Annotated in this window: 23 protein-coding genes; 13 read left to right on the top strand and 10 right to left on the bottom strand. The window is 64.0% G+C overall.

The window, feature by feature from the left end:
- Positions 1 to 20: 20 nt before the first annotated feature.
- The 3 genes from WN73_RS10335 to WN73_RS10325 all read right to left on the bottom strand — a co-directional run bounded on the left by WN73_RS10335 (position 21) and on the right by WN73_RS10325 (position 2,743).
- Positions 21 to 821 (bottom strand): phytanoyl-CoA dioxygenase family protein, encoded by an 801-nt coding sequence (locus WN73_RS10335; protein ID WP_028173807.1) that lies wholly within the window; start codon positions 819 to 821, stop codon positions 21 to 23.
- 139 nt (positions 822 to 960) lie between these two features.
- The gene (locus tag WN73_RS10330) at positions 961 to 1,638 is read right to left on the bottom strand and encodes a GntR family transcriptional regulator (protein ID WP_028173808.1); all 678 of its coding nucleotides are present in this window, start codon (positions 1,636 to 1,638) and stop codon (positions 961 to 963) included.
- A 235-nt stretch (positions 1,639 to 1,873) separates the two neighbouring features.
- Positions 1,874 to 2,743 (bottom strand): sigma-70 family RNA polymerase sigma factor, encoded by an 870-nt coding sequence (locus WN73_RS10325; protein ID WP_028173809.1) that lies wholly within the window; start codon positions 2,741 to 2,743, stop codon positions 1,874 to 1,876.
- A 99-nt stretch (positions 2,744 to 2,842) separates the two neighbouring features.
- Here WN73_RS10325 and WN73_RS10320 point away from each other — a divergent pair, with 99 nt between their 5' ends.
- Positions 2,843 to 3,301, top strand: coding sequence for a carboxymuconolactone decarboxylase family protein (locus tag WN73_RS10320; RefSeq protein WP_011090535.1), 459 nt, complete (start codon positions 2,843 to 2,845; stop codon positions 3,299 to 3,301).
- Positions 3,302 to 3,368: 67 nt separating this feature from the next.
- On the opposite strand, the gene WN73_RS10315 is transcribed toward WN73_RS10320, so the two are convergent.
- Together WN73_RS10315 and WN73_RS10310 are read right to left on the bottom strand one after the other, a co-directional pair.
- Positions 3,369 to 4,181, bottom strand: coding sequence for an alpha/beta fold hydrolase (locus WN73_RS10315; RefSeq protein WP_028173810.1), 813 nt, complete (start codon positions 4,179 to 4,181; stop codon positions 3,369 to 3,371).
- A gap of 2 nt (positions 4,182 to 4,183) precedes the next feature.
- Positions 4,184 to 5,002, bottom strand: a complete 819-nt coding sequence (locus tag WN73_RS10310; protein ID WP_028173811.1) for an alpha/beta fold hydrolase — start codon at positions 5,000 to 5,002, stop codon at positions 4,184 to 4,186.
- Between the two features lie 134 nt (positions 5,003 to 5,136).
- On the opposite strand from WN73_RS10310, the gene WN73_RS10305 reads away from it, so the two are divergent.
- Positions 5,137 to 5,679, top strand: coding sequence for a methylated-DNA--[protein]-cysteine S-methyltransferase (locus tag WN73_RS10305; protein WP_011090532.1), 543 nt, complete (start codon positions 5,137 to 5,139; stop codon positions 5,677 to 5,679).
- Between the two features lie 43 nt (positions 5,680 to 5,722).
- Here WN73_RS10305 and WN73_RS10300 read toward each other — a convergent pair whose 3' ends face one another.
- Positions 5,723 to 7,267 carry an acyl-CoA synthetase gene (locus WN73_RS10300; protein ID WP_028173812.1) on the bottom strand — a complete coding sequence of 515 codons (1,545 nt, stop codon included), beginning with the start codon at positions 7,265 to 7,267 and terminating at the stop codon, positions 5,723 to 5,725.
- A gap of 190 nt (positions 7,268 to 7,457) precedes the next feature.
- Positions 7,458 to 8,630 (bottom strand): acetyl-CoA C-acetyltransferase, encoded by a 1,173-nt coding sequence (locus WN73_RS10295; protein ID WP_028173813.1) that lies wholly within the window; start codon positions 8,628 to 8,630, stop codon positions 7,458 to 7,460.
- A 214-nt stretch (positions 8,631 to 8,844) separates the two neighbouring features.
- On the opposite strand from WN73_RS10295, the gene WN73_RS10290 reads away from it, so the two are divergent.
- From WN73_RS10290 to WN73_RS10255, 8 genes are all read left to right on the top strand, one after another.
- A complete protein-coding gene (locus WN73_RS10290; RefSeq protein WP_028173814.1) occupies positions 8,845 to 9,447 on the top strand; it encodes a TetR family transcriptional regulator in 603 nt (200 codons plus the stop codon).
- A gap of 67 nt (positions 9,448 to 9,514) precedes the next feature.
- Positions 9,515 to 10,273: an SDR family NAD(P)-dependent oxidoreductase gene (locus tag WN73_RS10285; RefSeq protein ID WP_011090528.1), complete on the top strand. Its 759-nt coding sequence runs from the start codon at positions 9,515 to 9,517 to the stop codon at positions 10,271 to 10,273.
- A 196-nt stretch (positions 10,274 to 10,469) separates the two neighbouring features.
- Positions 10,470 to 11,276: an enoyl-CoA hydratase/isomerase family protein gene (locus WN73_RS10280; RefSeq protein WP_028173815.1), complete on the top strand. Its 807-nt coding sequence runs from the start codon at positions 10,470 to 10,472 to the stop codon at positions 11,274 to 11,276.
- 43 nt (positions 11,277 to 11,319) lie between these two features.
- On the top strand, positions 11,320 to 13,191 hold the full coding sequence (locus tag WN73_RS10275) for an AMP-binding protein (protein WP_028173816.1): 1,872 nt from the start codon (positions 11,320 to 11,322) through the stop codon (positions 13,189 to 13,191).
- Positions 13,192 to 13,346: 155 nt separating this feature from the next.
- Positions 13,347 to 14,474, top strand: coding sequence for an acyl-CoA dehydrogenase family protein (locus tag WN73_RS10270; RefSeq protein ID WP_271552612.1), 1,128 nt, complete (start codon positions 13,347 to 13,349; stop codon positions 14,472 to 14,474).
- 119 nt (positions 14,475 to 14,593) lie between these two features.
- Positions 14,594 to 15,841 carry an acyl-CoA dehydrogenase gene (locus WN73_RS10265; RefSeq protein WP_271552610.1) on the top strand — a complete coding sequence of 416 codons (1,248 nt, stop codon included), beginning with the start codon at positions 14,594 to 14,596 and terminating at the stop codon, positions 15,839 to 15,841.
- A 9-nt stretch (positions 15,842 to 15,850) separates the two neighbouring features.
- Positions 15,851 to 17,095 (top strand): acyl-CoA dehydrogenase, encoded by a 1,245-nt coding sequence (locus WN73_RS10260; RefSeq protein WP_028173819.1) that lies wholly within the window; start codon positions 15,851 to 15,853, stop codon positions 17,093 to 17,095.
- A gap of 124 nt (positions 17,096 to 17,219) precedes the next feature.
- Positions 17,220 to 17,918 carry a nitroreductase gene (locus tag WN73_RS10255; protein WP_011090522.1) on the top strand — a complete coding sequence of 233 codons (699 nt, stop codon included), beginning with the start codon at positions 17,220 to 17,222 and terminating at the stop codon, positions 17,916 to 17,918.
- 94 nt (positions 17,919 to 18,012) lie between these two features.
- On the opposite strand, the gene WN73_RS10250 is transcribed toward WN73_RS10255, so the two are convergent.
- Positions 18,013 to 18,561 carry a sigma-70 family RNA polymerase sigma factor gene (locus WN73_RS10250; RefSeq protein ID WP_011090521.1) on the bottom strand — a complete coding sequence of 183 codons (549 nt, stop codon included), beginning with the start codon at positions 18,559 to 18,561 and terminating at the stop codon, positions 18,013 to 18,015.
- Positions 18,561 to 18,794 (bottom strand): NepR family anti-sigma factor, encoded by a 234-nt coding sequence (locus WN73_RS10245; RefSeq protein WP_028173820.1) that lies wholly within the window; start codon positions 18,792 to 18,794, stop codon positions 18,561 to 18,563. Before WN73_RS10245 ends, WN73_RS10250 begins: the two co-directional genes overlap by 1 nt.
- 228 nt (positions 18,795 to 19,022) lie before the next feature.
- Between WN73_RS10245 and WN73_RS10240 the strand changes: the two genes are divergently transcribed.
- Positions 19,023 to 19,829, top strand: coding sequence for a response regulator (locus tag WN73_RS10240; protein ID WP_028173821.1), 807 nt, complete (start codon positions 19,023 to 19,025; stop codon positions 19,827 to 19,829).
- 69 nt (positions 19,830 to 19,898) lie between these two features.
- Here WN73_RS10240 and WN73_RS10235 read toward each other — a convergent pair whose 3' ends face one another.
- Positions 19,899 to 20,690, bottom strand: a complete 792-nt coding sequence (locus WN73_RS10235; protein WP_028173822.1) for an energy transducer TonB family protein — start codon at positions 20,688 to 20,690, stop codon at positions 19,899 to 19,901.
- 183 nt (positions 20,691 to 20,873) lie between these two features.
- Between WN73_RS10235 and WN73_RS10230 the strand changes: the two genes are divergently transcribed.
- Positions 20,874 to 21,473, top strand: coding sequence for a nuclear transport factor 2 family protein (locus WN73_RS10230; protein ID WP_271552605.1), 600 nt, complete (start codon positions 20,874 to 20,876; stop codon positions 21,471 to 21,473).
- Positions 21,474 to 21,998: 525 nt separating this feature from the next.
- Positions 21,999 to 25,628 (top strand): hypothetical protein, encoded by a 3,630-nt coding sequence (locus WN73_RS10225; protein ID WP_028173824.1) that lies wholly within the window; start codon positions 21,999 to 22,001, stop codon positions 25,626 to 25,628.
- Positions 25,629 to 25,660 lie beyond the last annotated feature (32 nt).

The raw sequence follows: 25,660 nt of genomic DNA, 5'->3' as shown, positions 1-25,660 counted from the left end.
TCGCGCCCCGGAATGACAGCTTACTCCGCCGCCTGCCGCGGCGCACGGGCAAGGCGCAGCAGGGCGTCGTCGTCCACCGTCTTGATCGGCGCGAAATCGCGGTGGGCGATGTATTCGGGCCGCGTGGGGGTACGGATATAATTCGAGACCGCGTTCAGCGTCAGGTACACGATCTTGCGCGGGTAGGGCGTGATGTTGCCGGCCGAGCCGTGCACGAGATTGCCGTGGAACATCAGCATGCCGCCGGGCTTGCCCGTGGGCGCCACGATGCCGCCCTGCTTGACGAGGCGCGTCACGGTGTCCTCGTCCAGCGTCCACAGCGGGTAGGACGTGGTGGCAAGGTCATGCGAGGCTTCGAGATCGCCGGCATTCTGGCTGCGCGGCACCAGCATCAGGGGGCCGTTGATCGGCATCACCTCGTCGAGGAAGATCGCGATGTTCATCGCGCGCGGCTCCGGCATGCCGTCGTCGCGCTTCCAGGTGCCGTAATCCTGGTGCCATTGCCAGACGTCGCCGGTGAAGGCCGATTTCGCGTTGATCTTGAACTGGTGCATGTAGACAGGCTCGCCGAACAATTGCTCGACCGGGTCGATCATGCGCGGATGCGCGCCCAGAATGCGGAAGGCCTCGTTGTAGAGATGCGCGGCAAACGCCGTGCGCGGCGCGCCGCTCTTCTCGCGCCAGACCTCCGGCCGGTTGGCGTCGTAAATGCCGACCGCCTCGCGCGCGAGCAGATCGACCTCCTCCTGGCTGAACAATTCGGGCAGGAACAGCCAGCCCTCGCGGTGGAAGAACTCCAATTGCTCCTGAGACAGTCTCATGGGTCGTCCTCCCGTTGTTTTGTTCTTGTCATTCCGGGGCGATGCGCAGCATCGAACCCGGAATCCATTGATCCGCAGTCTCTGTGGCCCAATGGATTCCGGGTTCACGCTTCGCGTGCCCCGGAATGACAGCGTTTAGCTACGCCGCCGCCTCGTCCGTCGCCCGCAACCTCTCCTCGGTCATCCGTCCCGCCGTCTGCGCATGCGCCAGCGCGGCGCGTTCGGCGGCCTTCGCGTCGCCTGCGAGAATGTGAGCTGCGATGTCGGCATGCTCGGCCCAGGCGCTGTCGCGATAGTCGAGCTCCGACAGCACGGTCGCCATCGAGCGGCGCATGTGCGGCCATTGCGGCGCGATGGTCTCCTCGATCACGGGATTGCCGGCGAGCTGATAGATCGCGCGATGAAAATCGACGTCGAGTGTGATGAGCTCGGCAAGCGGCGTCTTGCGATCGATGCGGCGCCCGGCGGCGAGCGCCACCTCGAGCCGCGCGCGTCCTGCCGCGTCGCTTGCGGCGCGCGTCGCGGCGAGCCGCGCGGCCAGCGCATCAATGGCGCCGCGCACCTCGTAGAGCTGGCGGATACGCGCGGGATCGAGCTGGGTGACCTCAAAGCCGCGCCGGCCGCTTTCGGCGACGAGGCCCTGCCGATGCAGCAGATGCAGCGCATGCGACACCGGCTGGCGCGACACGCCGAGCTTGTCGGCGAGCTCGTTCTGCCGGATGCGCTGGCCGGGCTGCAACGTGCGATCGGAGATCGCCTCCAGGATCCGGGCATAGACCTGGTCGATCAGGTTCGGGAGCGGGTCGAGAGGGATCACGCCGGCGGCTCCAACAGCACTTAGATGGAATACGGAATTCCGTGTTCGAAGGTACGTCGGGGGGCGGAAGGCGTCAAGCGCGTCCCGACGCGGCGTCAGCCGCCGTTGTGGGGGGCTGCTAAACGATTGATATCATTAGGGCCACCTACTGTGCATGGGGTTGTTTTCGCGATAACGGCCTTACCCGGCTGGGCGCCTACTTCTTCTTGCCCTGCTCGATCAGCATCCGGCCGGCCTAGCGTTCGAGCACCTCCACCTCGAGCGCCGCGATCGCTTCTGCATCGGCCACCGCCTCGATCGCCGCGATCCGGTCGCCGCTGAAGGTCACGCGCAGCGCGATGCGCAATTGCCCGCCGAGGATGACCGCAACACCGATCTCGCCATCGACCAGTGCCGTGCGCGCGGCCTGGGCGCGGCCCTTGTAGAGCTTCGCGACCGCATCCGCGCCGCGGATCTCCGGCAGCGTACCGAGCCGCACCGCGGCCTGGTCGGCGCGAAAGACGACGTCGGGATCGAGCACGGCGAGCAGCCCCTCGAAATTGCCTTCGCGCGAAGCCGCGAGGAAGGCATCGACGATCTTGCGTTGACGCGACAGGTCCGTCTCGGGCACCGGCGCGCCCTGCACGCGCCGCCGCGCACGGCTGGCAAGCTGGCGCGAAGCATCGACGGAGCGCCCGACGATCGGCGCTATCTCTTCGAAGGGCACCGCGAACATGTCATGCAGCACGAAGGCGAGCCGCTCGGCCGGCTGCAATGTTTCCAGCACGATCAGGAGTGCCGCGCCGACGGAATCGGCCATCTCCGCTTCGCGCTCCCGCGTCTCGTCGACCGGCTCCGGCACATGCGGGCCCATCGGGTCCTCCCGGCGCGACTTTCGTGCGCGCAGCATGTCGAGGCAGATGCGCGCGACCACGGTGGTCAGCCAGCCCCGCAGATTCGCGACATCGGACGTATCGCTCCGGCTGAGCCGCAGCCAGGCCTCCTGCACGGCATCGTCGATCTCGCCGCGGGAACCCAGCATCCGGTAGGCGACCGCGCGCAAATGATCCCTGTTGGCCTCGAACTGCTGGCTGAGAAAATCTTCTTCAAAGTTTTTTTGGGTCATCAGTCACATTCCCTCATCGCGATCCGTCATGCCCATGACGAAGCCAATCCGGCCAATGTGACCGGAACCTTCGAAATTCGACAGATGGAGACGACAACGATGCACGCCCGCATGAATCACCCCGTCATGGTCCTGCCCGAGGCCATGAATGTTCTGCAATCTCTCGGCAATTTGACCAAACAGGGCCTGCCGGAAAAGCTCCTGGAACTGGTGCACCTGCGCGCCAGCCAGATCAATGGTTGCAGCGTCTGCGTCGACATGCACCCGAAGATCGCCCGCAAGGCCGGCGAGACCGACGAGCGCCTGTTCGCCGTCTCGGCCTGGCGCGACGCGCCTTATTTCAGCGAAGCCGAGCGCGCCGCGCTGGCTCTGACCGAGGCGGTCACCCGTCTCGCCGACCGTGAGGATCCGGTGTCCGACACGATCTGGAATGAGGCCGCCAAGCATTTCGACGAGCGCGAGCTTGCAACGCTGATCCTCTCGATCGCGACCATCAACGTCTGGAACCGCCTCAACGCGACGATCAAGATGCCGGTCGGCGTGTGGAAGGTGGCGTGAGTGCAAGTGAGGGAGGCACCAGCCGTGCACTCCCTCGCCCCGCTTGCGGGGAGAGGCGAACAAGCAGCTACTCCGCCAGGAACCTGTTCACCTCCTCGCCATACTCCAGCGGCGCCTGCTCGAACATCCAGTGGCCGGCATTCGCGATCACCGCCGTCCTGGCTCCTGCGATGTGCTCCGCCAGCACGCGCCACATCACCGACAGGCTTCCCGTCGTCGCGCCGCCGCCGATCAGGAGCGTCGGCGTCCTGATCGCCTGCGCATCCGCGAGCGTGTAGGGCCGGCGCTGCTCGTTGATCTGGCCGAGGAAGGTGAGCGTATTGTCGCGCAATTGCTGCTTGGCCGCCGCCGGCACGCGGCGCCAGGAGCCGTCGCCTTCGATGCCCTCGTAGAAATTCTGCAGCGCGCCCTCGATGTCGCCGGCGCGGATCATCTCGACCGAGCGCGCCGTGCGCGCCGCGAGCGGCGGGTACGCGGGCGTGCCTTCGGGCACCGGCAGGCTGGCATCCAGATCGCCGCCGGGCTCGGCCAGCACCAGCTTGCGCAACAGATCAGGCCGCGCCTGCGCGACGCGGAACGCGATGTGGCCGCCGCGCGAATGGCCCATCAGGTTGACGGGTGCGGGCCTGACCTGCTCGATGAAGGCGATCACGTCGGCGACGTGCTGCGCCATCCTGTAGTCGTCGCCGCCGGCGTCCCAATGCTCGGGAAAGAAATGCCGCAGGCTGACCGAGATCACCCGATGGCTCTTCGACAGCGGGCCGAGCACCGAATACCAGGTGCGGAAATCGCCGAGCGTGCCATGCACGCAGACCAGCGGCGGACCATCCCCGACTTCGAGATAGGCCATGTCGTAACCGTTGACGCGAAAGCTCTGCATGGTCAGCTCGCCAGGAAATCCAGAACGACTTCGGAGTATTTCTGCGGCGCCTGCTCGAACATCGGATGCGTCGCGTTCGGGATGATCGCTGTCTTGGAGTAGGGCACGTGCGCGGCCAGCGCATGCAGCACCTTCGGCAGCAGGCCCTTGGTCCGCGCGCCCAGGATGAACAGCGTCGGCATCAGAACCGATTCCGCATCCGCCTTCGAGAAGGGCGGGCGGTTGTCGCGGACCTGGCCGATCAACGTCATGGCGTTGTCGCGCAGATTCTGCTTCACCATCGCCGGCAGCCGCGGCCAGGTGCCGGCGCCCTCCAGCGTGTCGACGAACACGGCGAGGCCGCCGTCGACATCGCCCGCCGCGATCTTCTCCGCCGAGGCCGTGAATCGCGCCAAGAGCGGCGAGGGCCCGCCGGCATAATCGGGATCGAGGCTCGCATCGAGCTCTCCGCCGGGCTCGGCCAGGATCAGCCGCCGCAACAGATCGGGGCGCGCCTGCGCCACGCGAAAGCAGATGTGTCCGCCGCGGGAATGGCCCATCAGATCGACCGGGCCGACGTCGAGCTTCTCGATGAAGGCGATGACGTCCTGGACATGCTGGGCGATCGAATAGGTATCGCCGACGCCGTCCCAGCGGTCGGGGAAGAAATGGCGCAAGCTGACGGCGATCACCCGATGCCGCTGCGTCAGCGGCCCGAGCACGCAGCCCCAGACGCGGAAGTCATTGAGCGAGCCGTGCACGCAGACCAGCGGGGGCCGGCCTCGGTCTTCACCCACGTCTATATAGGCCATGTCGTAACCATTGACGTGGAGGCTTTGCATTCCGGGCTCGCGAGATAGTGGAACTCCTGTGCAAGATTCCCGGAAACCGGGTGGATCGCAACTATTTCCAAGCCTAGATTTGGTCAGAGTTCACATTGGGGGCATGCGTTGAGGACGCAGCCAGGAACCAAGCCATGACCGACCAGCATTTTGCCCTGTTCGATACCAGGATCGGCCTCTGCGCCGTCGCCTGGGGCCCGCGCGGCATCAACGGCACGCAGCTGCCGATGGGCGGCGAGCAGAAGATCCGCACCCGCATCAGTCAGCGCCACGCTGATGCCAGCGAAGCCGAGCCGACCGCCGAGGTGCAGCAGGCGATCGACCGCATCACAAATCTGCTCGCAGGCGAGCCGGATGACCTCACCGACATCCCGCTCGATCTCGACGGCGTGCCCGACTTCAACCGCGGCGTCTACGAGATCGCCCGTACCATCCCGCCCGGCAAGACCATCACCTATGGCGACATTGCCAAGCAGCTCGGTGGCGTCCAGCTGTCGCGCGACGTCGGCCAGGCGCTCGGCCGCAACCCGTGCCCGATCGTCGTGCCCTGCCACCGCGTGCTGGCGGCCGGCAACAAGCCCGGCGGCTTCTCGGCCAATGGCGGCGTGGTCACCAAACTGAAGATGCTCGAGATCGAAGGCGCGCTGGTGAACCACACGCCGAGCCTGTTTGATTGAGGATGCCGCCACCCTCCCGGGAGGGGGAGGGGAAGAGAGAGCGCTAGATCTTCGCTGTTGTCTTCGGCCAATACCTGTCGCGCAAATGCCGCTTCACCAGCTTGCCCGTCGGCGTGCGCGGCAGCTCCGCCTCGAAATCGATCGAACGCGGGCACTTGATCGCGGAGAGGCGACCCTTGCAGAACGCGATCAGGTCGGCCTCGAGCGCCTTGCCCGCACGCGTCATGTCGTGCGGCTGCACCACCGCCTTCACCTCCTCGCCCATCTCCTCGTTCGGCACGCCGAACACGGCGACGTCGGCGACATCGGGGTGGGTGATGAGCACGTCCTCGGTCTCCTGCGGGTAGATGTTCACCCCGCCGGAAATGATCATGTAGGACTTGCGGTCGGTGAGAAACAGGAAGCCGTCCTTGTCGAGATAGCCGACGTCACCGAGCGTCGACCAGCCCTTGGCATTGTAGGCCTTCTTCGTCTTCTCGGGGTCGTTGTGATAGGCGAAAGCAGGCGCGTCGGCGAAATAGACCGTGCCGATTTCGCCGGTCGGTTGCTCCTCGTCGTTTTCGTCGAGAATCTTGATCTTGCCGACCACGGCGCGGCCGACGCTGCCGCGATGCTCCAGCCATTGCTGCGAGTTGCAGACGGTGACGCCGTTGCCTTCCGAGCCGGCGTAATACTCGATCAGGATCGGTCCCCACCATTCGATCATTTTGGCTTTGACGTCGACCGGGCAGGGGGCTGCGGCGTGGATTGCGCCCTTGAGCGTCGAGACGTTGTACCGGTAGCGTACCTCGTCCGGCAGCTTGAGCATCCGCACGAACATGGTCGGCACAAGCTGCGACTGCGTGACCTCATACTTTTCGACCAGCTTCAAGAATTCTTCGGCGTCGAAATGCTCCATGATGATGGAGGTGCCGCCGAGCACGATCGCCATCATGTTGAAGCGCAGGGGCGCCGCGTGATAGAGCGGCGCCGGCGAGAGGTACGTGCTCGCCGCATTCATGCCGCACATGTCGGCGCAGAGCACGCGCAAGAAGGCGTTCGGCACGTCGATCTTGTTGCCCTCGAACGCCTTCTTGATTCCCTTGGGCCGGCCGGTGGTGCCGGACGAATACAGCATGTCGTAGCCGGCGACCTCGTCGGAGATCGGCGTCGTCGGCTGCGCGGCGGCTTCCTTGTCGTAGGAGCGGAAGCCGGGCAGCGGTTCGTCCATCATGTAGAAGACCGGCTCGCCGGGCGTGCCCTTGATCAGGGCCTTGATCTGGTCGGCGCATTTCGGCGTGGTGATCACGACCTTGGCGCCGCAATCGGCGATGATGTAGTCGATCTCGTCCTGCTTCAGGTAACGGCTGATCGCGGTGTAATAGAGCCCGCTGCGCTGCGCGGCCCAGCAGAGCTCCATGAAGGCAAGCCGGTTCTCCATCAACAGTGCGATGTGATCGCCGGCCTTCAGGCCGAGCGAGCGGAACAGGTGTGCGCCCTGGTTCGAGAGCTCGTCGAGTTCGCGATAGGTGATCGCCTTGCCGGTGCCCGCCATCTGGTAAGCGATCTTGTTCGGCGTGGCGCGGGCGTGGATGGAGGGGTGGGTCATGAGCGTAGGTCTCTCAACAAGAAAGGTGTCATCCCGGCGAAGGCCGGGATCCATAACCACAGGCCTCGGTTGTTGAAACGAGATGGAGCTCCAGCGCGGCATAACCACAGCCTTCTGTGGCTATGGATCCCGGATCGGCGCGCGCTTTAGGCGCGCTTGTCCGGGACGACACCGTCTGTGTCGAAGCAGCTTACAGCCGCTCCACGATCGTCACATTGGCCATGCCGCCGCCTTCGCACATGGTCTGCAGGCCGTAGCGCTTGCCGCGCTGGTGCAGCGCGTGGATCAGCGTGGTCATCAGCTTGGTGCCGGAGCCGCCGAGCGGATGGCCGAGCGCGATGGCCCCGCCATTGACGTTGAGACGCTCCGGATCGGCGCCGGTGGTCTTGAGCCAGGCGGTCGGCACCGAGGCGAAGGCCTCGTTGACCTCGAACAGGTCGATGTCGCCGATCGTCATGCCGGCCTTCTCCAGCGCGCGCTTGGTGGCGTGTAGCGGCGCGTCGAGCATGATCACGGGATCGCCGCCGGTCATGGTCATGTGATGGATGCGCGCGAGCGGCTTGACGCCGAGCTGCTTCAGGCCGCGCTCGTTCACCACCATGACGCCGGAAGCGCCGTCGCAGATCTGGCTGGCGCTGGCCGCGGAAAGCTTGCCGTTCTCGGCGATCAGCTTGACGCCCTTGATGCCTTCGAGCGTGGCGTCGAAGCGGATGCCCTCGTCGATGTGGTGGGTATCCTTGGAGCCGTCGGCGCGGGTGATCTCGAGCGGCACGATCTCCTTCTTGAAGTGACCGGCTTGCGTCGCCGCGATCGCGCGCTGATGGCTGTTGTAGGAGTATTCGTCGAGCTCATTCTTCGACAAGCCGTACTTCTCGGCCATCATCTCGGCGCCGGTGAACTGGCTGAACACGATGTTCGGATACCTCGCCTCGATGCCCGGGCTCTTGTAATTGCCAAATCCGTTCTTGGCCGGGAGCTGCGATGACAGGCCCATCGGCACGCGCGTCATCGATTCCACGCCGGCCGCGATCACGACGTCCATCGTGCCGGACATCACGGCTTGGGCTGCGAAGTGCAACGCCTGCTGCGAGGAGCCGCACTGGCGGTCGATCGAGGTGCCCGGCACGCTCTCCGGCAGCTTCGAGGCCATGATCGCATTGCGCGCGACATTGTTGGACTGTTCGCCGACCTGCATCACGCAGCCCATGATCACGTCCTCGACCAAGGCCGGGTCGACCTTGGCGCGATCGACCAACTCGTCCAGCACTTTTGCGGCGAGATCGGCCGGATGCCAGCCGGCGAGGCGGCCCCCCTTGCGCCCGCCCGCGGTACGCGCAGCGGCGACGATGTAAGCCTCGGCCATTTCGGTTTCTCCCTGGATTTTTCTGGATCGGGTTGGGTTGTCGGGGCGGATTAAAAGGGTGCGGCATCATTTAGTCAATCGATCAATTAACTCTTGTGATGAGGCGCTACTTGGGCTTATCTGCGCCCCGCCTCAAGCGGCGAGAACAGGGAACTCCGTGGCTACCAGCGTACCGACCAAGCTCCCCAGCGGAAAGAATTCCACGGCAGAGAAATTGCTCGTGGCCGCAAGCGAGCTGATGATCGAACGTTCCTCGATCGAGATTTCGCTCTCCGACATCGCCCAGAAGTCGGGCGCCAACGCCGCGCTGGTCAAATATCACTTCGGCAACAAGGACGGCCTGCTGCTGGCGCTGCTCGAGCGCGATGCGGGGACGGAGCTGTCCAATCTCGAATATCTGCTGGCGCAGCCGATCACGCCGACCGCGAAGCTGAAGCTGCATATCGGCGGCATCATCCGCGCCTATCACCGGTTCCCCTACATGAATCGGCTGATCCACTATCTCCTGCACGAGAGCGTTGCCGGCTCTGCCGACGAAGTCTCGAAATTCTTCGTCGCGCCGCTGCTGGATTTTCATCGCCGCCTGCTCGCCGAAGGCGTCAGCAGCGGCGAATTCCGCCAGACCGATCCGGTGCTGTTCTACACCAGCCTGATCGGCGCCTGCGATCATCTGTTCTTCGGCCGGCACGCGATGTCCCGCGCGACCGGCGTCGGCCCGGTCACCGACGAAGTCTGCCGGCAATACATCAAGCACATGGAAACGCTGATCTGCGGCGGCATCCTCACCAACGTAGGGGAAGCTGCCGCGGCCGGATGATCCGGCCGAACGCTTCAAGTCCAGAGAAGAAACGCCCAAGGAAAAGGTAGAGGAAAGGTAGCTCACGATGCAGTTGAAAGACGTAGCCGTTCTCATCACCGGCGGTGGTTCGGGCCTGGGTGCCGCGACCGCGCGCGCCATGGCCGCCAAGGGCGCCAAGATCGGCGTGATCGACCAGAGCAAGGAAAACGCCGAGAAGGTTGCGGCCGAAGTGAAGGGCGTCGCGCTGCATGCCGACGTCACCAGCGAGGAGCAGATCAAGGCGGCGATCGCCAAGGCGGAAGCCGCCCATGGCATCGCCCGCGTGCTGATGAACTGCGCCGGCATCGGCGGCTCGCAGCGCATCGTCGGCCGCGACGGCGTCTATCCCTTGGAAAAGTTCGCGCGCATCATCAACGTCAACCTGATCGGCACCTTCAACTGCCTGCGGCTGTTCGCCGAGCGCCTCGTCACCGCCGAGCCGATCGGCGAAGAGCGCGGCGTCATCGTCAACACCGCTTCTGTTGCCGCCTATGAAGGTCAGATCGGCCAGATCGCCTATGCGGCCTCCAAGGGCGGTGTCGTCGGTCTCACGCTGCCAGCCGCGCGCGACCTCGCCAGTCAGAAGATCCGCGTCAACACCATCGCGCCCGGCCTGTTCTTGACGCCGCTGTTGATGGGCTTGAACGAAGAGGCCCGCAAGAGCCTGGGCGCCCAGGTGCCGCATCCCGCGCGCCTCGGCGATGCCAATGAATACGGCATGCTCGCGGTGCACATCGTCGAGAACCCGATGCTCAACGGCGAGACCATCCGCCTCGACGGCGCCATCCGCATGGCGCCGCGGTAGAGCTCTCTTCCCTTCTCCCCTTGTGGGAGAAGGTGGCGCGCGTAGCGCGACGGATGAAGGGTTCGCTCCGCGATCTCATCTGTGGAGGCAGACCCCTCACCCGAGCGAATGCGCGTCGAGCGACGTACATGCCCTCTCCCACAAGGGGAGAGGGCGCAGCAATCGGCACCATCGTTGCGGATGAAGGAGATCGCGCATGTCCCAACCGCTGCTGATCGAGCACAACGACGGCGTCGACCGGGTGACGCTCAATCGTCCTGACAGCCTCAACGCGCTCGATCCAGCGCTGATCGATGCGCTCAACGCCTACTTCCAGGGGCTGCAGCGCAACCGCGATACGCGCGTGGTGGTGCTGAAGGGCGCCGGCAAGAATTTTTGCGCGGGCCTCGATCTCAAGGCCGCGATGGCGCGCCGTGCCGGGCAGCAGGAGCCGCCCGGCGTCACCGAGTCGCTGGACTCGCAGCGCCGCATTGCCGACATCGTGATGCTGATGCGGCGCTGTCCGCAGCCGATCCTGGCGCTGGTGCAGGGCGCGGCGGCGGGCGGCGGCTTTGCGCTGGCGCTCGCCTCCGACATCCGGGTCGCGACGAAATCGGCGCGGATGAACTGCGCCTTCATCAAGCTCGGCCTCGGCGGCTGCGACATCGGCACCAGCTATTTCCTGCCGCGCCTCGTCGGTGTCTCCGTCGCCTCCGAGCTGATCCTCACGGGACGCTTCATCGGCGCCGAGCGGGCGCTCGCGGTCGGTCTCGTCTCAGAGGTCGTAGACGAAGACAAGCTCGATGACGCTGCCGAGCCTTACATCGATGCGATGATCACGGCCTCGCCCGTGGGGCTTCGCCTCTCGAAAGAATGTCTCAACATGAGCGTCGATGCCGGATCGCTGGAAGCCGCGATCGCGATGGAGGACCGCAATCAGGTCCTGTGCAGCCGATCCGAGGAATTTTCGGAAGGCATCAGGGCCTTCCTTGAGAAGCGAAAGCCTGTCTATATCAGGCGCTGAACGACGAAGATCCGCAAAGGACAGTAATTCCGGGAGACGCAAAATGAGTGGCAGCGCGGCGGCGGTGATGACGAAGCCCGCCTTTCGCAAGGTCGAGTGGCTGGCACGCGACATCGACGTCGAGCGCCGCGGCGACGGCACGGTGGTGCTGAAGTCGCGCATTCCGCTGCAACCTTACGAGAAGCACATCCCGGCCTCGTTGGCGAAATGGGCGACGCAAGCACCCGAGCGCATCTGGCTCGCCCAGCGCGGCGGACCGAACCGCGAATGGCGGAAGGTCTCTTACGGCGAAGCCAAGCGCACCGTGGATGCACTGACGCAAGGCCTGCTCAATCTCGGTCTCGATGGCCGCCCGGTCACGATCCTGTCCGGCAACTCGATCGAGCATGCGCTGATGACGCAGGCCGCGATGCAGACGCGCGTTCCGGCGGCTCCCGTGTCGCCGGCCTATTCGTTGATGAGCCACGATCACGTCAAGCTGAAATATTTGTTCGACCTGATCAAGCCGGCCGTGGTGATGGTGCAGGACGGCCCGACCTTCGAGAAGGCACTGAGGGCGATCGACCTCACCGGCGTCACCGTCGTTCACGTCTTGCGGCCCTGCGAGGGTATCAAGAGCGTCAGCTTTGCCGAGCTTGCGGCAACGCCGGTGACCGCCGCCGTCGAGGAGTCGATTGCCAGGATCACGCCCGACACCGTCGGCAAGCTGCTGTTCACGTCAGGTTCGACCGGCATGCCAAAAGCCGTCATCAACACGCAAGCGATGATGTGCGCCAATGCGGCGATGATGATGCAGGTGCGGCCGCGCGATCCGGGCGGTCCGATCTCGACCATGCTGGACTGGATGCCGTGGAACCACACGATGGGCGGCAATGCGGCGTTCCATCCCATTCTGGTCGATGGCGGCACGCTCTATATCGACGACGGCCGGCCGATGCCGGGCCAGTTCGAGGAGACGCTGCGCAATCTGCGCGAGATCTCGCCGACCTATTACGCCAACGTGCCGGCCGGCTACGCCGCGCTTGCCGCTGCCATGGAGAAGGACGATGCGCTCTGCCGCTCCTTCTTCAAGAACCTGTCGATCATGGCCTATGGCGGCGCGCGGCTGCCTGATGATCTCTACGACCGCATGCAGGACCTCGCGGTGAAGACCACCGGCGAACGGATCGTGTTCTACACCGGCTGGGGCTCGACCGAGACTGCGCCGACCTCGACCGGCACCTATTGGGACACCGAGCGCGTCGGCCTGATCGGCCTGCCGTTCCCCGGCGTCGAATTGAAGATGGTGCCGTGCGGCTCGAAATACGAGCTGCGTCTGCGCGGCGTCAACGTCACGCCCGGCTATTTCGGCCAGCCGGAGCTGACCAGGAAGATGTTCGACGAGGAAGGCTTCTACTGCATCGGCGATGCCGGCATTTTTGTCGACGATGCCGATCCGGTGAAGGGCATCATCTTCGCCGGGCGCGTCGTCGAAGACTTCAAGCTCACCACCGGCACGTTCGTCCATGTCGGCTCGCTCCGCACCGACACCATCGCAGCCACGACGCCTGTCGTGCATGACGCGCTGGTTGCGGGGCAGGATCGCGCCTTCATCGGCCTGCTCGCCTGGCCGAACCTGCATGCCTGCCGCCAGCTCGTCGGCAATCCCGATCTCAGCTTTGAGGATGCCGTGAAGCATCCCGAGGTGATCGCCTGCTTCAGGCGCGGTCTGGAGACGCACAACAAGGAGTGCGAAGGCGCCAGCAGCCGCATCATCGCGCGCGCCATGCTGATGGTCGAGCCGCCCTCGATCGACGGCAATGAGCTGACCGACAAGGGTTACATCAACCAGCGCGCTGGCCTGGAGCGCCGCGCCGCGCTGGTGGAGCGGCTCTATGCGGACAAGCCGGATCAGGATGTGGTCGTGCTGCGATGAAACACTCCTCTCTCCATTCGTCATTCCGGGATGCGCCGAGAGGCGCAGGCCCGGAATCCATAACCCCGGCTGGTGGATATGGATTCCGGGCTCGCGCTCCGCGCGCCCCGGAATGACGGCAATAAATGACAACGAATAAACAAAGGTAGCCCGCCATGAACTTCGACTTCTCCGACGACCAGAAGCAGCTTCGCGATCAGGCGCGCAAATTCCTCACCGAAAAATGCCCGCCCAAGGCGGTGCGCGTCGTGCTCGACGGCAAGGCGCCCTACGACAAGGAGCTGTGGAAGGGGCTTGCCGAGATGGGATTTCTCGGCGTCGCAATCCCCGAGGAATTCGGCGGCGCCGGCGCCGGCCATCTCGAGCTTTGCGTGATCGCGGAAGAGATGGGCCGGGCCAACGCGCCGGTGCCGTTCTCCTCGACCGTTTATCTCGCCGCCGAAGCACTGCTGATCGCCGGCAGCGACGCGCAGAAGAAAAAATGGCTGCCGGCAATTGCCTCGGGCGAGGCGATCGGGACGCTGGCGCTGTTCGAGGGCAAGGGCAATCCGTCGCCGAAGGCCATCAAGCTCGCTGCTGCGAATGGCGTGCTTAACGGCGTCAAGAAGCCTGTGGCCGATGGCGCGATCGCCGACTTCGCCGTCGTTGCAGCTCGCACGGGTTCGAGCGGGCGTGAGAGCGACATCTCGCTATTCCTGGTCGATCTCAAGGGCGACGGCGTCGAGGTGAAAGGCCTGACCAACCTCGATCCGACTCGTGGCCAGGCGGAGATCACTTTCAAGGACTGCAAGGCCGAGCCGCTGGGCGCTGCCGGCGAGGGCTGGAGCATCCTCACCCAGGTGCTCGACCGTGCCGCCGTGCTGTGCGCCTTCGAGCAGGTTGGCGGCTCCGACCGCGCGCTGGAGATGGGCCGCGACTACGCGCTCGACCGCATCGCCTTCGGCCGCCAGATCGGCTCGTTCCAGGCGGTCAAGCACATGCTGGCCGACATGTATGTCTCGGCGACGCTGGCGCGTTCGAACAGCTATTACGGCGCCTGGGCGCTTTCGACCAATGCATCCGAATTGCCGGAAGCCGCCGCCGCCGCCCGCATCAGCGCCACGCAGGCGTTCCAGCACTGCGCCAAGAACAACATCCAGGTGCACGGCGGCATGGGTTTCACCTGGGAGTTCGACTGCCACATGTACTACCGCCGCGCCAACGCGATGGCGCTGGCCCTCGGCAGCCTGTCCTATTGGGAAGACCAGCTGATCGACCGCATGCGCAAGAAGAACGCGGCTTGATGTTGTCGTCATTCCGGGGCGCCGCAACGCGGCGAACCCGGAATCCGGAGATGAGTGAATAGCATCGAGATTCCGGGTTCGCGCTGCGCGCGCCCCGGAATGACAGAGAGAACAGCACCATGAACTTCGACGACACCCCCCAGGAAGCCGAATTCCGCGCCACCGCGCGTGCCTGGATATCGGCGAATGCGCCGAAGCAGTACGAGGAAGAGCTGCGCAAATCCTCGCTCGGCCGCACCCAGCTCAAGAACGCCAACATTCTCGAGGTCGCGAAGGCCTGGCAGAAGAAGAAGGCCGATGCCGGCTGGGCCTGCCTGCACTGGCCGAAGGAGTATGGCGGCCGCGGCGCCTCGCCGATCGAGCGCGTGATCTGGCAGCAGGAAGAGGGCCCGTTCGGAAAACTCTCCCATATGTTCATCATCGGCCACGGCATGTGCGGGCCGACCATGATGGCGTTCGCACGCGAGGAGCACAAGCGCAGCTATCTGCCGCCGCTCGCCTCCGGCGAAAAGGTCTGGTGCCAGCTGTTCTCCGAGCCCGCCGGCGGCTCCGACGTCGCGGGCCTGCGCACGCGGGCGGAGAAGGACGGCGATGAATGGGTCATCAACGGCCAGAAGATCTGGACATCAGGCGCGCATTATTCCGATTACGGCATCCTGCTCACCCGCACCGATCCGACCGTGCCCAAGCACAAGGGTCTCACCATGTTCTTCCTGGACATGAAGAGCCCGGGCGTCGAGGTCAGGCCGATCAAGCAGGCGAGCGGCGCCTCCGATTTCAACGAGGTCTATTTCACCAACGTGCGGATTCCCGACCATCAGCGCCTCGGCGAGGTCAATGACGGATGGAACGTCTCGCTGACCACGCTGATGAACGAGCGCATGTCGATCGGCGCGGGCGTCTCGACCGGTTTCCCTGAGTTGTTCGACTATTGCTCCAGCCTGATGCTGGACAACGGTCCGGCGATCGAGGATCGCGCCGTGCGCTCGAAGCTGGCGAACTGGGCGGTGAAGGCGAGCGGGCTGCGCTACACCAGCATGCGCGCGATCTCGGCGCTGTCGAAGGGCGAGCGGCCGGGGCCGGAAAATTCGATCGGCAAGCTGGTGGCGGGCTCGATGATCCAGGACGTCGCGACCTACGCGCTGGACTTGCAGGGCGCGAGCGGTGTCCTCAGCGGCCCCGAGGATGCCGAACTCGCCGGCCGTTTCCAGGCCATGCTGCTGCGTGCGCCGGGCACCCGTGTCGAAGGCGGCACCGACGAGATCATGCGCAACATCATCGCCGAGCGGGTGCTGGGCCTGCCGGGCGACATCCGGGTCGACAAGGACGTGCCGTTCAACAAGATCCCGACGAAGGGAAGAGGTTAGAGGTCCGCCATGAATTTCGACGATACCCCGCAGGAAGCCGCATTCCGCGAGACTGCGCGCCAATGGGTCGAGGCCAACGCGCCGAAGGAGCTGCATGCCGAGCTGTCAAAATCCTCGCTTGGTCGCATCCGGCTTGCGAAGCACGACATCGTCGATGTCGGCAAGGCCTGGCAGAAGAAGAAGTTCGAGGGCAATTGGGCCTGCCTGCACTGGCCGAAGGAATATGGCGGCCGCGGCGCCACGCCGATCGAGCGCGTGATCTGGCAGCAGGAGGAGGGCGTCTACGGCAAGCTGACGCAGCCGTTCCAGATCGGCGAAGGCATGTGCGGGCCGACCGTGATGGCCTGGGGCAGCGAGGACGCCAAGCGTCGCCATCTGCCGAAGCTCGCCTCGGGCGAGGAGATCTGGTGCCAGCTGTTCTCTGAACCCTCGGCCGGCTCTGACGTTGCGGGCTTGCGCACGCGTGCGGAGAAGAAGGGCGACAATTGGGTCGTCAACGGCCAGAAGATCTGGACCTCGGGCGCGCATTATTCCGACTTCGGTCTTCTGATCGCGCGCACCGATCCGAGCGTACCCAAGCACAAGGGCCTCACCATGTTCTTCCTGGACATGAAGAGCCCGGGCGTCGAGGTGCGGCCGATCAAGCAGGCCAACGGCATGCAGGAGTTCAACGAGGTCTATTTCACCGACGTGGTGATATCAGACAGCCAGCGGCTCGGCGCCGTCGGCGAGGGCTGGAGCGTGTCGCTGACCACGCTGATGAACGAGCGCATGTCGATCGGCTCGCGGCTCGCGACCGGCGTGCCTGAGATGTTCGAGTTCTGCTCGAACCTGATGCTGGAGGACGGGCTTGCCATCGACGATCCCGCGGTGCGCTCGAAGCTTGCGAGCTGGGCGGTGAAGTCGAGCGGGCTGAAATATACCAGCTACCGCGCGATCTCGGCGCTGTCGAAAGGCGAGCAGCCGGGTCCGGAGAACTCGATCGGCAAGCTGGTCTCGGGCATGATGCTCCAGGACATCGCGACCTACGCCATGGACCTCCAGGGTGCGGCCGCCGTTCTCACGGGCAGCGATGAGGAGACGGTGCAGGGCCAGTTCCAGCAGATGCTGCTGTCCTCGCCCTCGATGCGCATTGCCGGCGGCACTGACGAGATCCTGCGCAACATCATCGCGGAGCGCGTGCTGGGCCTGCCGGGCGACATCCGCGTCGACAAGGACGTGCCGTATAACAAGATCCCGACCAAGGGACGCTAGTATCGTAGGGTGGGCAAAGCGAAGCGTGCCCACCATATGCAGGTGCGCCGAGGTAGGTCTGTTGGTGGGCGCGGCGCTATGGCGCCTTTGCCCACCCTACGAAGAGAACAATGCGAGCTGATCAATGGACGCAAAAGTGAATCAGAATAACCGCATCGGCGTGCTCGAAGAGCTGCTCAACGAGCGCTACTCCGTCCGCGCTTTCCTTCCCAAAGAGGTCGATCGCGCCACCATCGAGCACGTGCTGACCACCGCGCAGCGCACCGCGTCCTGGTGCAACAGCCAGCCCTGGCAGGTCATCATCGCCAGCGGCGAGGCCAAGGAGCGCTTTCGCCGGCTGATCTACAAGGAAGCCTCCAGCGGACTCGGCGACGATTACGATTTCACCCCGCCGCGCGAATATGTCGGCGTCTATCTCGATCGCCGCCGTGAGAGCGGCTTTCAGCTCTACAACACGCTCGGGATTCCCCGCGGCGACAGAAGCGGCTACGCCAGGCAGGCGCTGGAGAACTACAATTTCTTCGGCGCGCCGCATGTCGCAGTCATCCACACCAACGAGCCGCTCGGCATCTACGGCGCGATCGATTGCGGTGCCTATGTCTCCAATTTCATGCTGGCCGCCCAGGCGCTCGGGCTCGGCACGATTCCGCAGGCGGCGCTGGCGCGCCACTCCGGCCTGATCCGCCGTCACTTCAATCTGCCCGATGACCGCCGCGTCGTCTGCGGCATCTCGTTCGGCTATGCGGACCACGCCCACAAGGTCAACAGCTACCGCACCTCGCGGGCGAGCGTCGCTGACACCGTGACATTCGTGGACGAGTGATCGAGCGGCACGCCCGATACTCACGCGCGCATCAAGGCGGCCGCGGAAACGGCCGCCTTCATGCTTGTCGTCTCAGTCCGGTTGACGCGTGCCGCTATCCGCCGCTGCCGCCGATCACGGCGCGCACGGTCTCGTCGGGCCCGAAATCCTCGGCGCCGTCGACATAGAGCAGCGCGGCGAGCTTCGAGCGCGCCCGGTTGACCCGGCTCTTGATCGTGCCGACCGCACAGCCGCAGATCGAGGCCGCGTCCTCATAGGAGAAGCCGGACGCGCCGACCAGGATCAGCGCTTCGCGCTGGTCCTGCGGAAGCTTCTCGAGCGCGGTGCGAAACTCCTCGAACTCGAGATGCGCGTTCTGCGAGGGCTGAGTCTTCAGCGTCTTCGCATAATTGCCCTCGGCGTCCTCGACCTCGCGCCGCCGCTTGCGATAGTCGGAGCGGAACAGATTGCGCAGGATCGTGAACAGCCAGGCCGGCAGGTTGGAGCCGGGCTGGAACGAGTCGATGTTGGCAAGCGCGCGCAACAGCGTTTCCTGCACCAGATCGTCGGCGCGGTCGGCGTTGCCGCTGAGCGAGATCGCGAACGCGCGCAGACTTGGCACGGCCGCGAGGATGTCGTTACGCAGGGAGTCCGTGAGAGGCATTAATCCCTCCCATTGTTGTTGTCGTTGGATCCGCCCTCATTTCCCACTTGGGATGTCGCTCCCGGCGCATCAAGCTTCTTGATCAGTTCTGCGAACCGATCTGGAACCCCCTGCCGTACGACGTCGTCGTACATGGCGCGGAGCTGATGCCCGATCCGGGATTGGATCTCCGGAGTGAGCCCTCCCTTGCCGGGGGTCGTGCTTTTGCTGGCTTGAGACTTGAGATCTTTCATGACCTGTTCCACGTTTCCCCGAGTTAAGTGACTGTAAATTCGAGAAGTTTCCTCAACCGGGAGCCGTTCCCTGGATAGGCACAATTCCAGGTTCGAGAAAAAGTTCCGCCGGCTGCGGAACTTTTCTTACCCTGAGGCGTAGTCAGCCCCAGCAGGGGAACCCGGGCCTCCCCTCGTGATGTCTCTAAAGTCTTCTCTAAGGTCGGTCCGAAGATGAATGGAGTGGGGATGTCCCGTTCACAGCTTGTCGCTGAACACTTGCCGTTGTTGCGCCGGTATGCACGCGCCCTGACGGGCAGCCAGGCTTCCGGCGACGCCTATGTCGCAGCCATGTTGGAAGCCATGCTCGGTGATCCCGCCGTGCTCGACGAAAGCCATGGCCCGCGCGCGGGCCTGTTCCGGCTGTTCACCCAGATCTGGAATTCCGTCTCCGTCAACGACGACGCCGAGGTGACCACCCTGCCGATGCCGCCGGAGCGGCGGCTGTCGAACATCACGCCGCTGCCGCGGCAGGCCTTCCTGCTGCTTTCGCTCGAGGGATTTTCGGAAGAGGAGGTCGCCTTCATCCTCAGCACCGATGTCGCCGAGACACGGCGGCTCGCGGACGCCGCGGGGCGCGAGATGGCGGCGGAGATCGCCACCGACGTGCTGATCATCGAGGACGAGACCTTCATCGCCATGGACCTCGAGAGCCTGGTGAAGAATCTCGGCCACAACGTCGTCGGCGTCGCGCGCACGCATGCCGATGCCGTGGCGCTGGCCAAGAACAGGCGGCCGGGCCTGATCCTCGCCGACATCCAGCTCGCTGACGGCTCGTCGGGGCTCGACGCGGTCAACGAATTGCTGCGTACCTTCGAGGTGCCGGTGGTGTTCATCACCGCCTACCCGGAGCGCTTCCTCACCGGCGAGCGCCCGGAGCCCGCGTTCCTGATCTCGAAGCCGTTCCAGCCGGCGATGGTGTCGGCGGTGGCAAGCCAGGCGCTGTTCTTCCAGCGCAACTCGCGCAACCGCACGCCCAAGGCGCCGGCGGCGTAAGAAGACCTGTATCGAACAAGAAGACGGTGCGTCGCAAGGCGCGCCGTTTTTTGTTTGCCGATACCCTGTTCAACAACCTCGGCAGACGCTGTTGATCTTGGCCTTCAATTTGGCCTCGTCCGCCCACGGCCCGGGCTCGACCAAGCGTTGCACGCCGTCGAGAGTCATGAAGATGGTAATCCGCTGGAGGTCGTCCTTGGCCTCGGGAGGCGGCTTCGGGAATGGTTCGCTTCGCTCCACCATTTTGAGAGCTGCTGCATCCAGGGGCGGGGAGCCTGTGCTTTCCACCAAAGCGTGCGAGATCAATTTGCCCGAGCGGTCGATCACGAATGTGACGCCAGCATTGCCTATCTGACCCATCGCCTCCGAAGGAAACACCCTGTGACGCCAGACATGTTCGGTGGCCACCTTCCGCCAGGCGGCCATGGCATCCTCCTCCGTGAGCACAGGACCGGGCCTGCTCAGCACTAGCCCGGAAGGTTGCAGCTGGAATTGACGGCCATTGAAGACAATCGGCACTGTCAACGTGAGTGACTCATCCTTGAGCTCCGAAGGCGGCGCCGGAAACGGTTGGGCACGAGCGACGATCTGCAGCGCGGCAACGTCGAGTGGCCGAGAGCCGGTGCTTACGGCCAGAGCCTGTGAGATCAACCTGCCGGACCGGTCGATGACGAATGTGACCCTGGCCTCGCCGGTTTGCCCCAGTGCTTCAGCCGGAAATTGACGGTAGCCGGCTATGTGCGCCGACAGTCTTGCCTTCCAGGCCGTCGCGCGTTCGGTCTGCAAATCTGTTTGCGCGTGTGTGGGGGAAACCGCGAGTAATCCGAGAAACGCGGCCAATAAAGGGAATTTCATCTGCATCGGTGCGGATATTAGTCGCGGCCAGGTTGATCGCAAGGCTCGTTGCTCGTATCGCGTTTCTCTCGCTGTGGGCAATTCGAACGGTGGTGAAGCATCGGGCGCTTGACGGCAACCCAATTGCCCCGTTGATACGTCGGGCCGATGACATCCATCGCAGCCTCAAGCCGCCCGGAGAGACGTACCATGGACCCGCAACTCCTCGATCGTCTCGCCATCCGCGACCTCGTCGAAAACTGGGCGGTCTGGCGGGATGCCGGCGACTGGGAGCGGTTTGCGACCGTCTGGCACGAGGAAGGCTGGATGTCCGCCACCTGGTTTCAGGGGCCGGCGCGGGATTTCATCCGCGTCAGCCAGGAGGGGTTCGCAAAGGGCGTGTGCATCCTGCATTTCCTCGGCGGCACCAGCATCGATCTGTCCGGCGAGCACGCCATTGCGCAGACCAAGATGACCATCTCGCAGCGCGCTTTGGTGCACGACGTGCTCTGCGACGTCGTCTGCACCGGGCGCTTCTACGATTTCCTGGAGAAGCGGCAGGGAAAATGGGGCATCGTCCGCCGCCAGCCGATCTACGAGAAGGACCGGATCGACCCGGTCGATCCCGCCGCGACGCTCCGCCTCGACCAGCAAGCGCTCGCCGCGCTGCCCGAAGGCTACCGCCATCTCGCCTACATGCAGGAGCTGATCGGCTACAAGGTGAAGCGCGACATGCCGGGCCTCACCGGTGCCGAGGTCGAGAAGCTCTACGGCGAGGGGCGGGAGTGGCTGGCGGGGAAGGCGAAGTAAGCCCCGGACCAGAGTAAGCGCGACTGGCTTTGTGCCGGGCGGCTCCCGTCGATATCTTGTTGCGCATCGTTGCCGATGAGCTCTCCAGGAAGCTTGGGTTGCCGATCATCGTTGCGGCAGAGCCGGTGCGAGGGAAACATTGCGGCAGATGCCGCCACGCATCGCGATGATAGCCTGTTGCCGCTGCGTAGAGGCTCCGAGAGTGGCCAGCGTAGCGCGGAACGATAACGGAACTTTCGATGCGCTATGATCGGCTTCTCACGCGGATGCCTCGCGCAAATCTTGAATGCGCGTGGTCGCCGTAATTTTCGTTACGCTGCTGATAAATTCATCCGGCAATACTCGCGCGCGCGCACGTCACGGCATTGTCAGCAGAGAACGCGCAAGACGCCGTTCAAAATCTTCATTGAAAAATAGGGTCTGCTTGACAGGCATTCTCAGCTAGCGCAGTTTTAGGTTGAATGGTCGTCGCATGATTTTGCTTTGCTCGTTTGATTTTCCAAGCACCGAACGCGGAGCATTCGTATGACGGTTATTCCTCCCGCCAGTGGCATGACGCTCCATGACGGCGACACGATGGATGTCAGTGGCGGCATCTCCGTCGATAGCACGACGATCCTGGCCGGCGCCTTGCAGACGGTCGGCGGATCCTTCGCAACGAGCACGGCAACCCACACTGTCATCAACGGCGGAGAACAGGACGTCGTCTTTGACGGCGTCGCCAGCTACACGACCATCAACGCGGGCGGCGTCCAGCGTGTCACGGGCGAATATATCCATGAAGGTCCAACCCCGGGCGAGGTCGATCACACCACGATCAATGGCGGCGGCGAGCAGGACGTCGACACGGGCATCGCAACGACGACGACCGTCAATTCCGGTGGCGTTCAGAACGTGACGAATGGCGGCAGCGCCAGCGGCACCATCGTCAATTCTGGCGGTGTTCTCAGGGTTTCGGGTGAAACTGTGGAAACGGCGCCCGTGTACCCGGAGCCGGTGATCCGAAGCGTGGCGACCGTTGCAACCATCAACTACCAGGGCGAGCTCGACGTCACTGGCGGCGGGACCGCAGTGAACGCCATCGTCAACGGCGGCGTCATGACTGTCTCGGGATCGATCCCGGATCCGTTCGCCAATGTCCCCGGCCAGCCGGCCGTCGACGCCAGCATGGCGACCGGCACCATCGTTGAAGGTTTTGGAACATTGACGGTGTCGGACGGAGCGTTGGTGTCGGGCACGATACTCCAGAACTTCGGCACGCTGAATGTCGATGCAGGTGGCACGGCAACGGGCACGACGATCAATTACGGAACGATGGTGCTGTCCGCGGGCGCGACGGCGATCAACACGACCGTCAATCAGTACGGCGGGCTTGTCGTGCTTGGTAACGCCGATTTTTCGGGCACGGTCTTCAACGCCGGCAGCACATTGCAGATCGGCAACGGCACGATTGAAAACGGATTCACTGTCCCGAAGAGCGTGACGCTGGCCGTCCTGGACGGTGGTGTGCTCAGTAACAGCGTCATTTCCGCGGGCGCAACGCTCATCGCTGAAGCTGGCGCGACGCTGTCCATCACGACCTTCCAGAGTGGCGCAACGTTTGTTGCCGACTATGGCTACACGGAAAACGGCTTCACCGTATCGGACGGCATCTTGTTCAAGGTGTTCGGTACGGCCACGAACACGACGATATCAGCGGGCGGTAAGCAGATCCTGGGCAACTACGACTTAGGGGCCACCGCCAGCAACACGGTCATCAATGGCGGCGAGCAGAATGTCGGGCTTGCATCCACCGCGAGCTACACCACGATCAACACGGGCGGTATCCAACGTGTCGCCGGCATTTACCTGCACGATGCGCCGGGTCCAGGGCGGGCCGATCACACCACTGTCAACAATGGCGCCGAGCAGGACGTCGATACCGGCATCGTGACGTCAACCACCGTCAATGCCGGGGGTGTCCAGAATCTCACCAATGGGGGCTTTGCCAGCGGCACTGTCGTCAACTCGGGTGGTGTCATCAACGCTTCGGGAGAGACGATCTATTATCCTCCCGGAGGCCCGTACGGCATCGTCTTCAGAAGCGAAGTCGATTTTGCCGTTGTCGGCAGCGGCGGCCAATTGCACCTGTTCGGGGCGGGGATCGCCAAGAAAGCCACCATCAATGGTGGCGTGATGACGGTTTCGGGATCCGTTGCAGACCCTACGAACGACCCGAGTGCACCGGCGGTCGACGCCAGCGCGGCGAGCGGGACAGTCCTCAACTCAGGAAGCGTCTCTGTCTCGGACGGCGGCATCGTCACCTCCACTATCCTGAACGGCGGCACGCTTGATGTGCTCGATCAGGGCACCGCGAACGCTTCGACGGTTCTTCGTGGAGCCACAGAACTCGTCGAAGCCGGTGGCATTGCCGGCGCGACCACGATCGCCGGCGGCACGCTTGATCTCAAGGCCGGCGCGATTTCCGATGACACGATCACCTTCTCTGGCCAAGGCACGCTCAAGATCGAGCAGAAGCTGGTTTCGGGCTCATCGGCCTTTGCAAGCCAGATCAAGGGCATCGCGCTCGGTGACCAGATCGACCTGTCCGGGCTGTCCTATACGAGCGGCGCAACGGTGACTGTATCCGGCTCGAAGCTCACGGTCAGCAACGGTGCGGCCAGCGAGACCTTTACACTGGCGGATACTTCGGTCACGCGCTTCGGCATCGCGAAAGACAGCTCCGGCGGCATTCTGCTGACAGCCGCGGCCTTGCCGGCCATCGCTGGAGCCGTATCGGGACAAGCGACCAGCAACCAAGCTGCTATCAATCCATTCGCGACCGTAACGATCACGGATCCAAACGCAGCGGCAACGGACAGCCTGATCATCACGCTCGCAGGTGCGGCTGGCATCCTGTCCGGGTCAGGACTGATCTCGCTTGGAAACGGAACCTACGAGCTGGCGGCAACCAGCGCTGCCAACCTGACCGCCGAGTTGCACGCCCTCACGTTTGTAGCCTCGCCGCACGGAGATGGCAGCGTAACGACCACGTTCACTCTGAGCGACACAAGCAGCGTCGGCTTGACCGTCAGCGACACCAACACCTCTGTCACGGACACGCATCAAGCCGGTACCACGACGATCGACGGCCCGGCCTCCGGTTATGCGATCATTCAGGGTACGACGGGCAACGACATCATCCACGCCTATGGCATGTTCAATACCATCCACGGCAATGGCGGCAGCGACACGATCTACGCCGGATTATACGGTACGGTTGATGTGCCGAGCGGCGACAGCGCCGTCTATCTGCAGGGGATCGTCAACCACGTCACCGGCGGCAACGGCAATGTTACGGTGACGGGATCGACAGGCGCCACGACGATTGCGCTCGGTAACGGCAATGACACCATCGACGCCAGCGGATACGGGAACGTCATCACGCTGGGTAACGGCAACGATATTGTCCATCCCGGTGACGGTGCAAGCCAAACGACCGCCGGCAACGGCAACGACCGGGTGACGCTCTCTGGATATGGCAACACGGTCATGCTGGGGAATGGCAATGATGTCGTTGCGGGTGGAGATGGCGCCAACAGCGTTACTCTCGGTGACGGCAACAATACCGTGAATCTCGGCGGGATGGGAAACCAGATCACCGTCGGCTCGGGAACGAACACGATCATAGCCGGCAGCGGATCGGACAACGTCGTTGCTGGCGCGGGCCACGATACAATCATGCTTGGCGGAGCTGCCAATCACGTGGTGCTCAACGGGTCCCAGGCAAATGTGACAAACCAAATTGGCCAGGACGTCATTACGGTCAATGGCGGGTCAGACCAGTTTAACTTTGCCGGGTTTGGCAATCAGGCGATCATCAATGGCCCGGCCCATGTCGACATCATCGATCACGGCACGGGTCTGACCGTCTCCGTCAATTCCAGCAGCCAGGTCGATACGATCTCCGGATTTGGCAATGACACGCTCGGAATCGTCGCTCTTGCGAACGGTGTGGGCGATTATCACTCCGTCGCCGACATCATGAGCGCGCTTAGGAGCGATGGACACGGCGGGACCCTGCTCGCGCTGGGGAGCGGTTCTAACGCAGGGTCCATTGACTTCGTTGATACCGCGATCAGCCAATTGCACGCATCGAATTTCATGATCGTGTAGAGGCTCAGGATACGCACCCGCTGATGCCAGCT

This window comes from Bradyrhizobium sp. CCBAU 45394 (assembly GCF_028128655.1).
GTDB classification, from domain to species: domain Bacteria; phylum Pseudomonadota; class Alphaproteobacteria; order Rhizobiales; family Xanthobacteraceae; genus Bradyrhizobium; species Bradyrhizobium diazoefficiens.
Note: the sequence above shows the minus strand (reverse complement) of the source record. Positions and strands in the feature narration are given on the sequence as shown.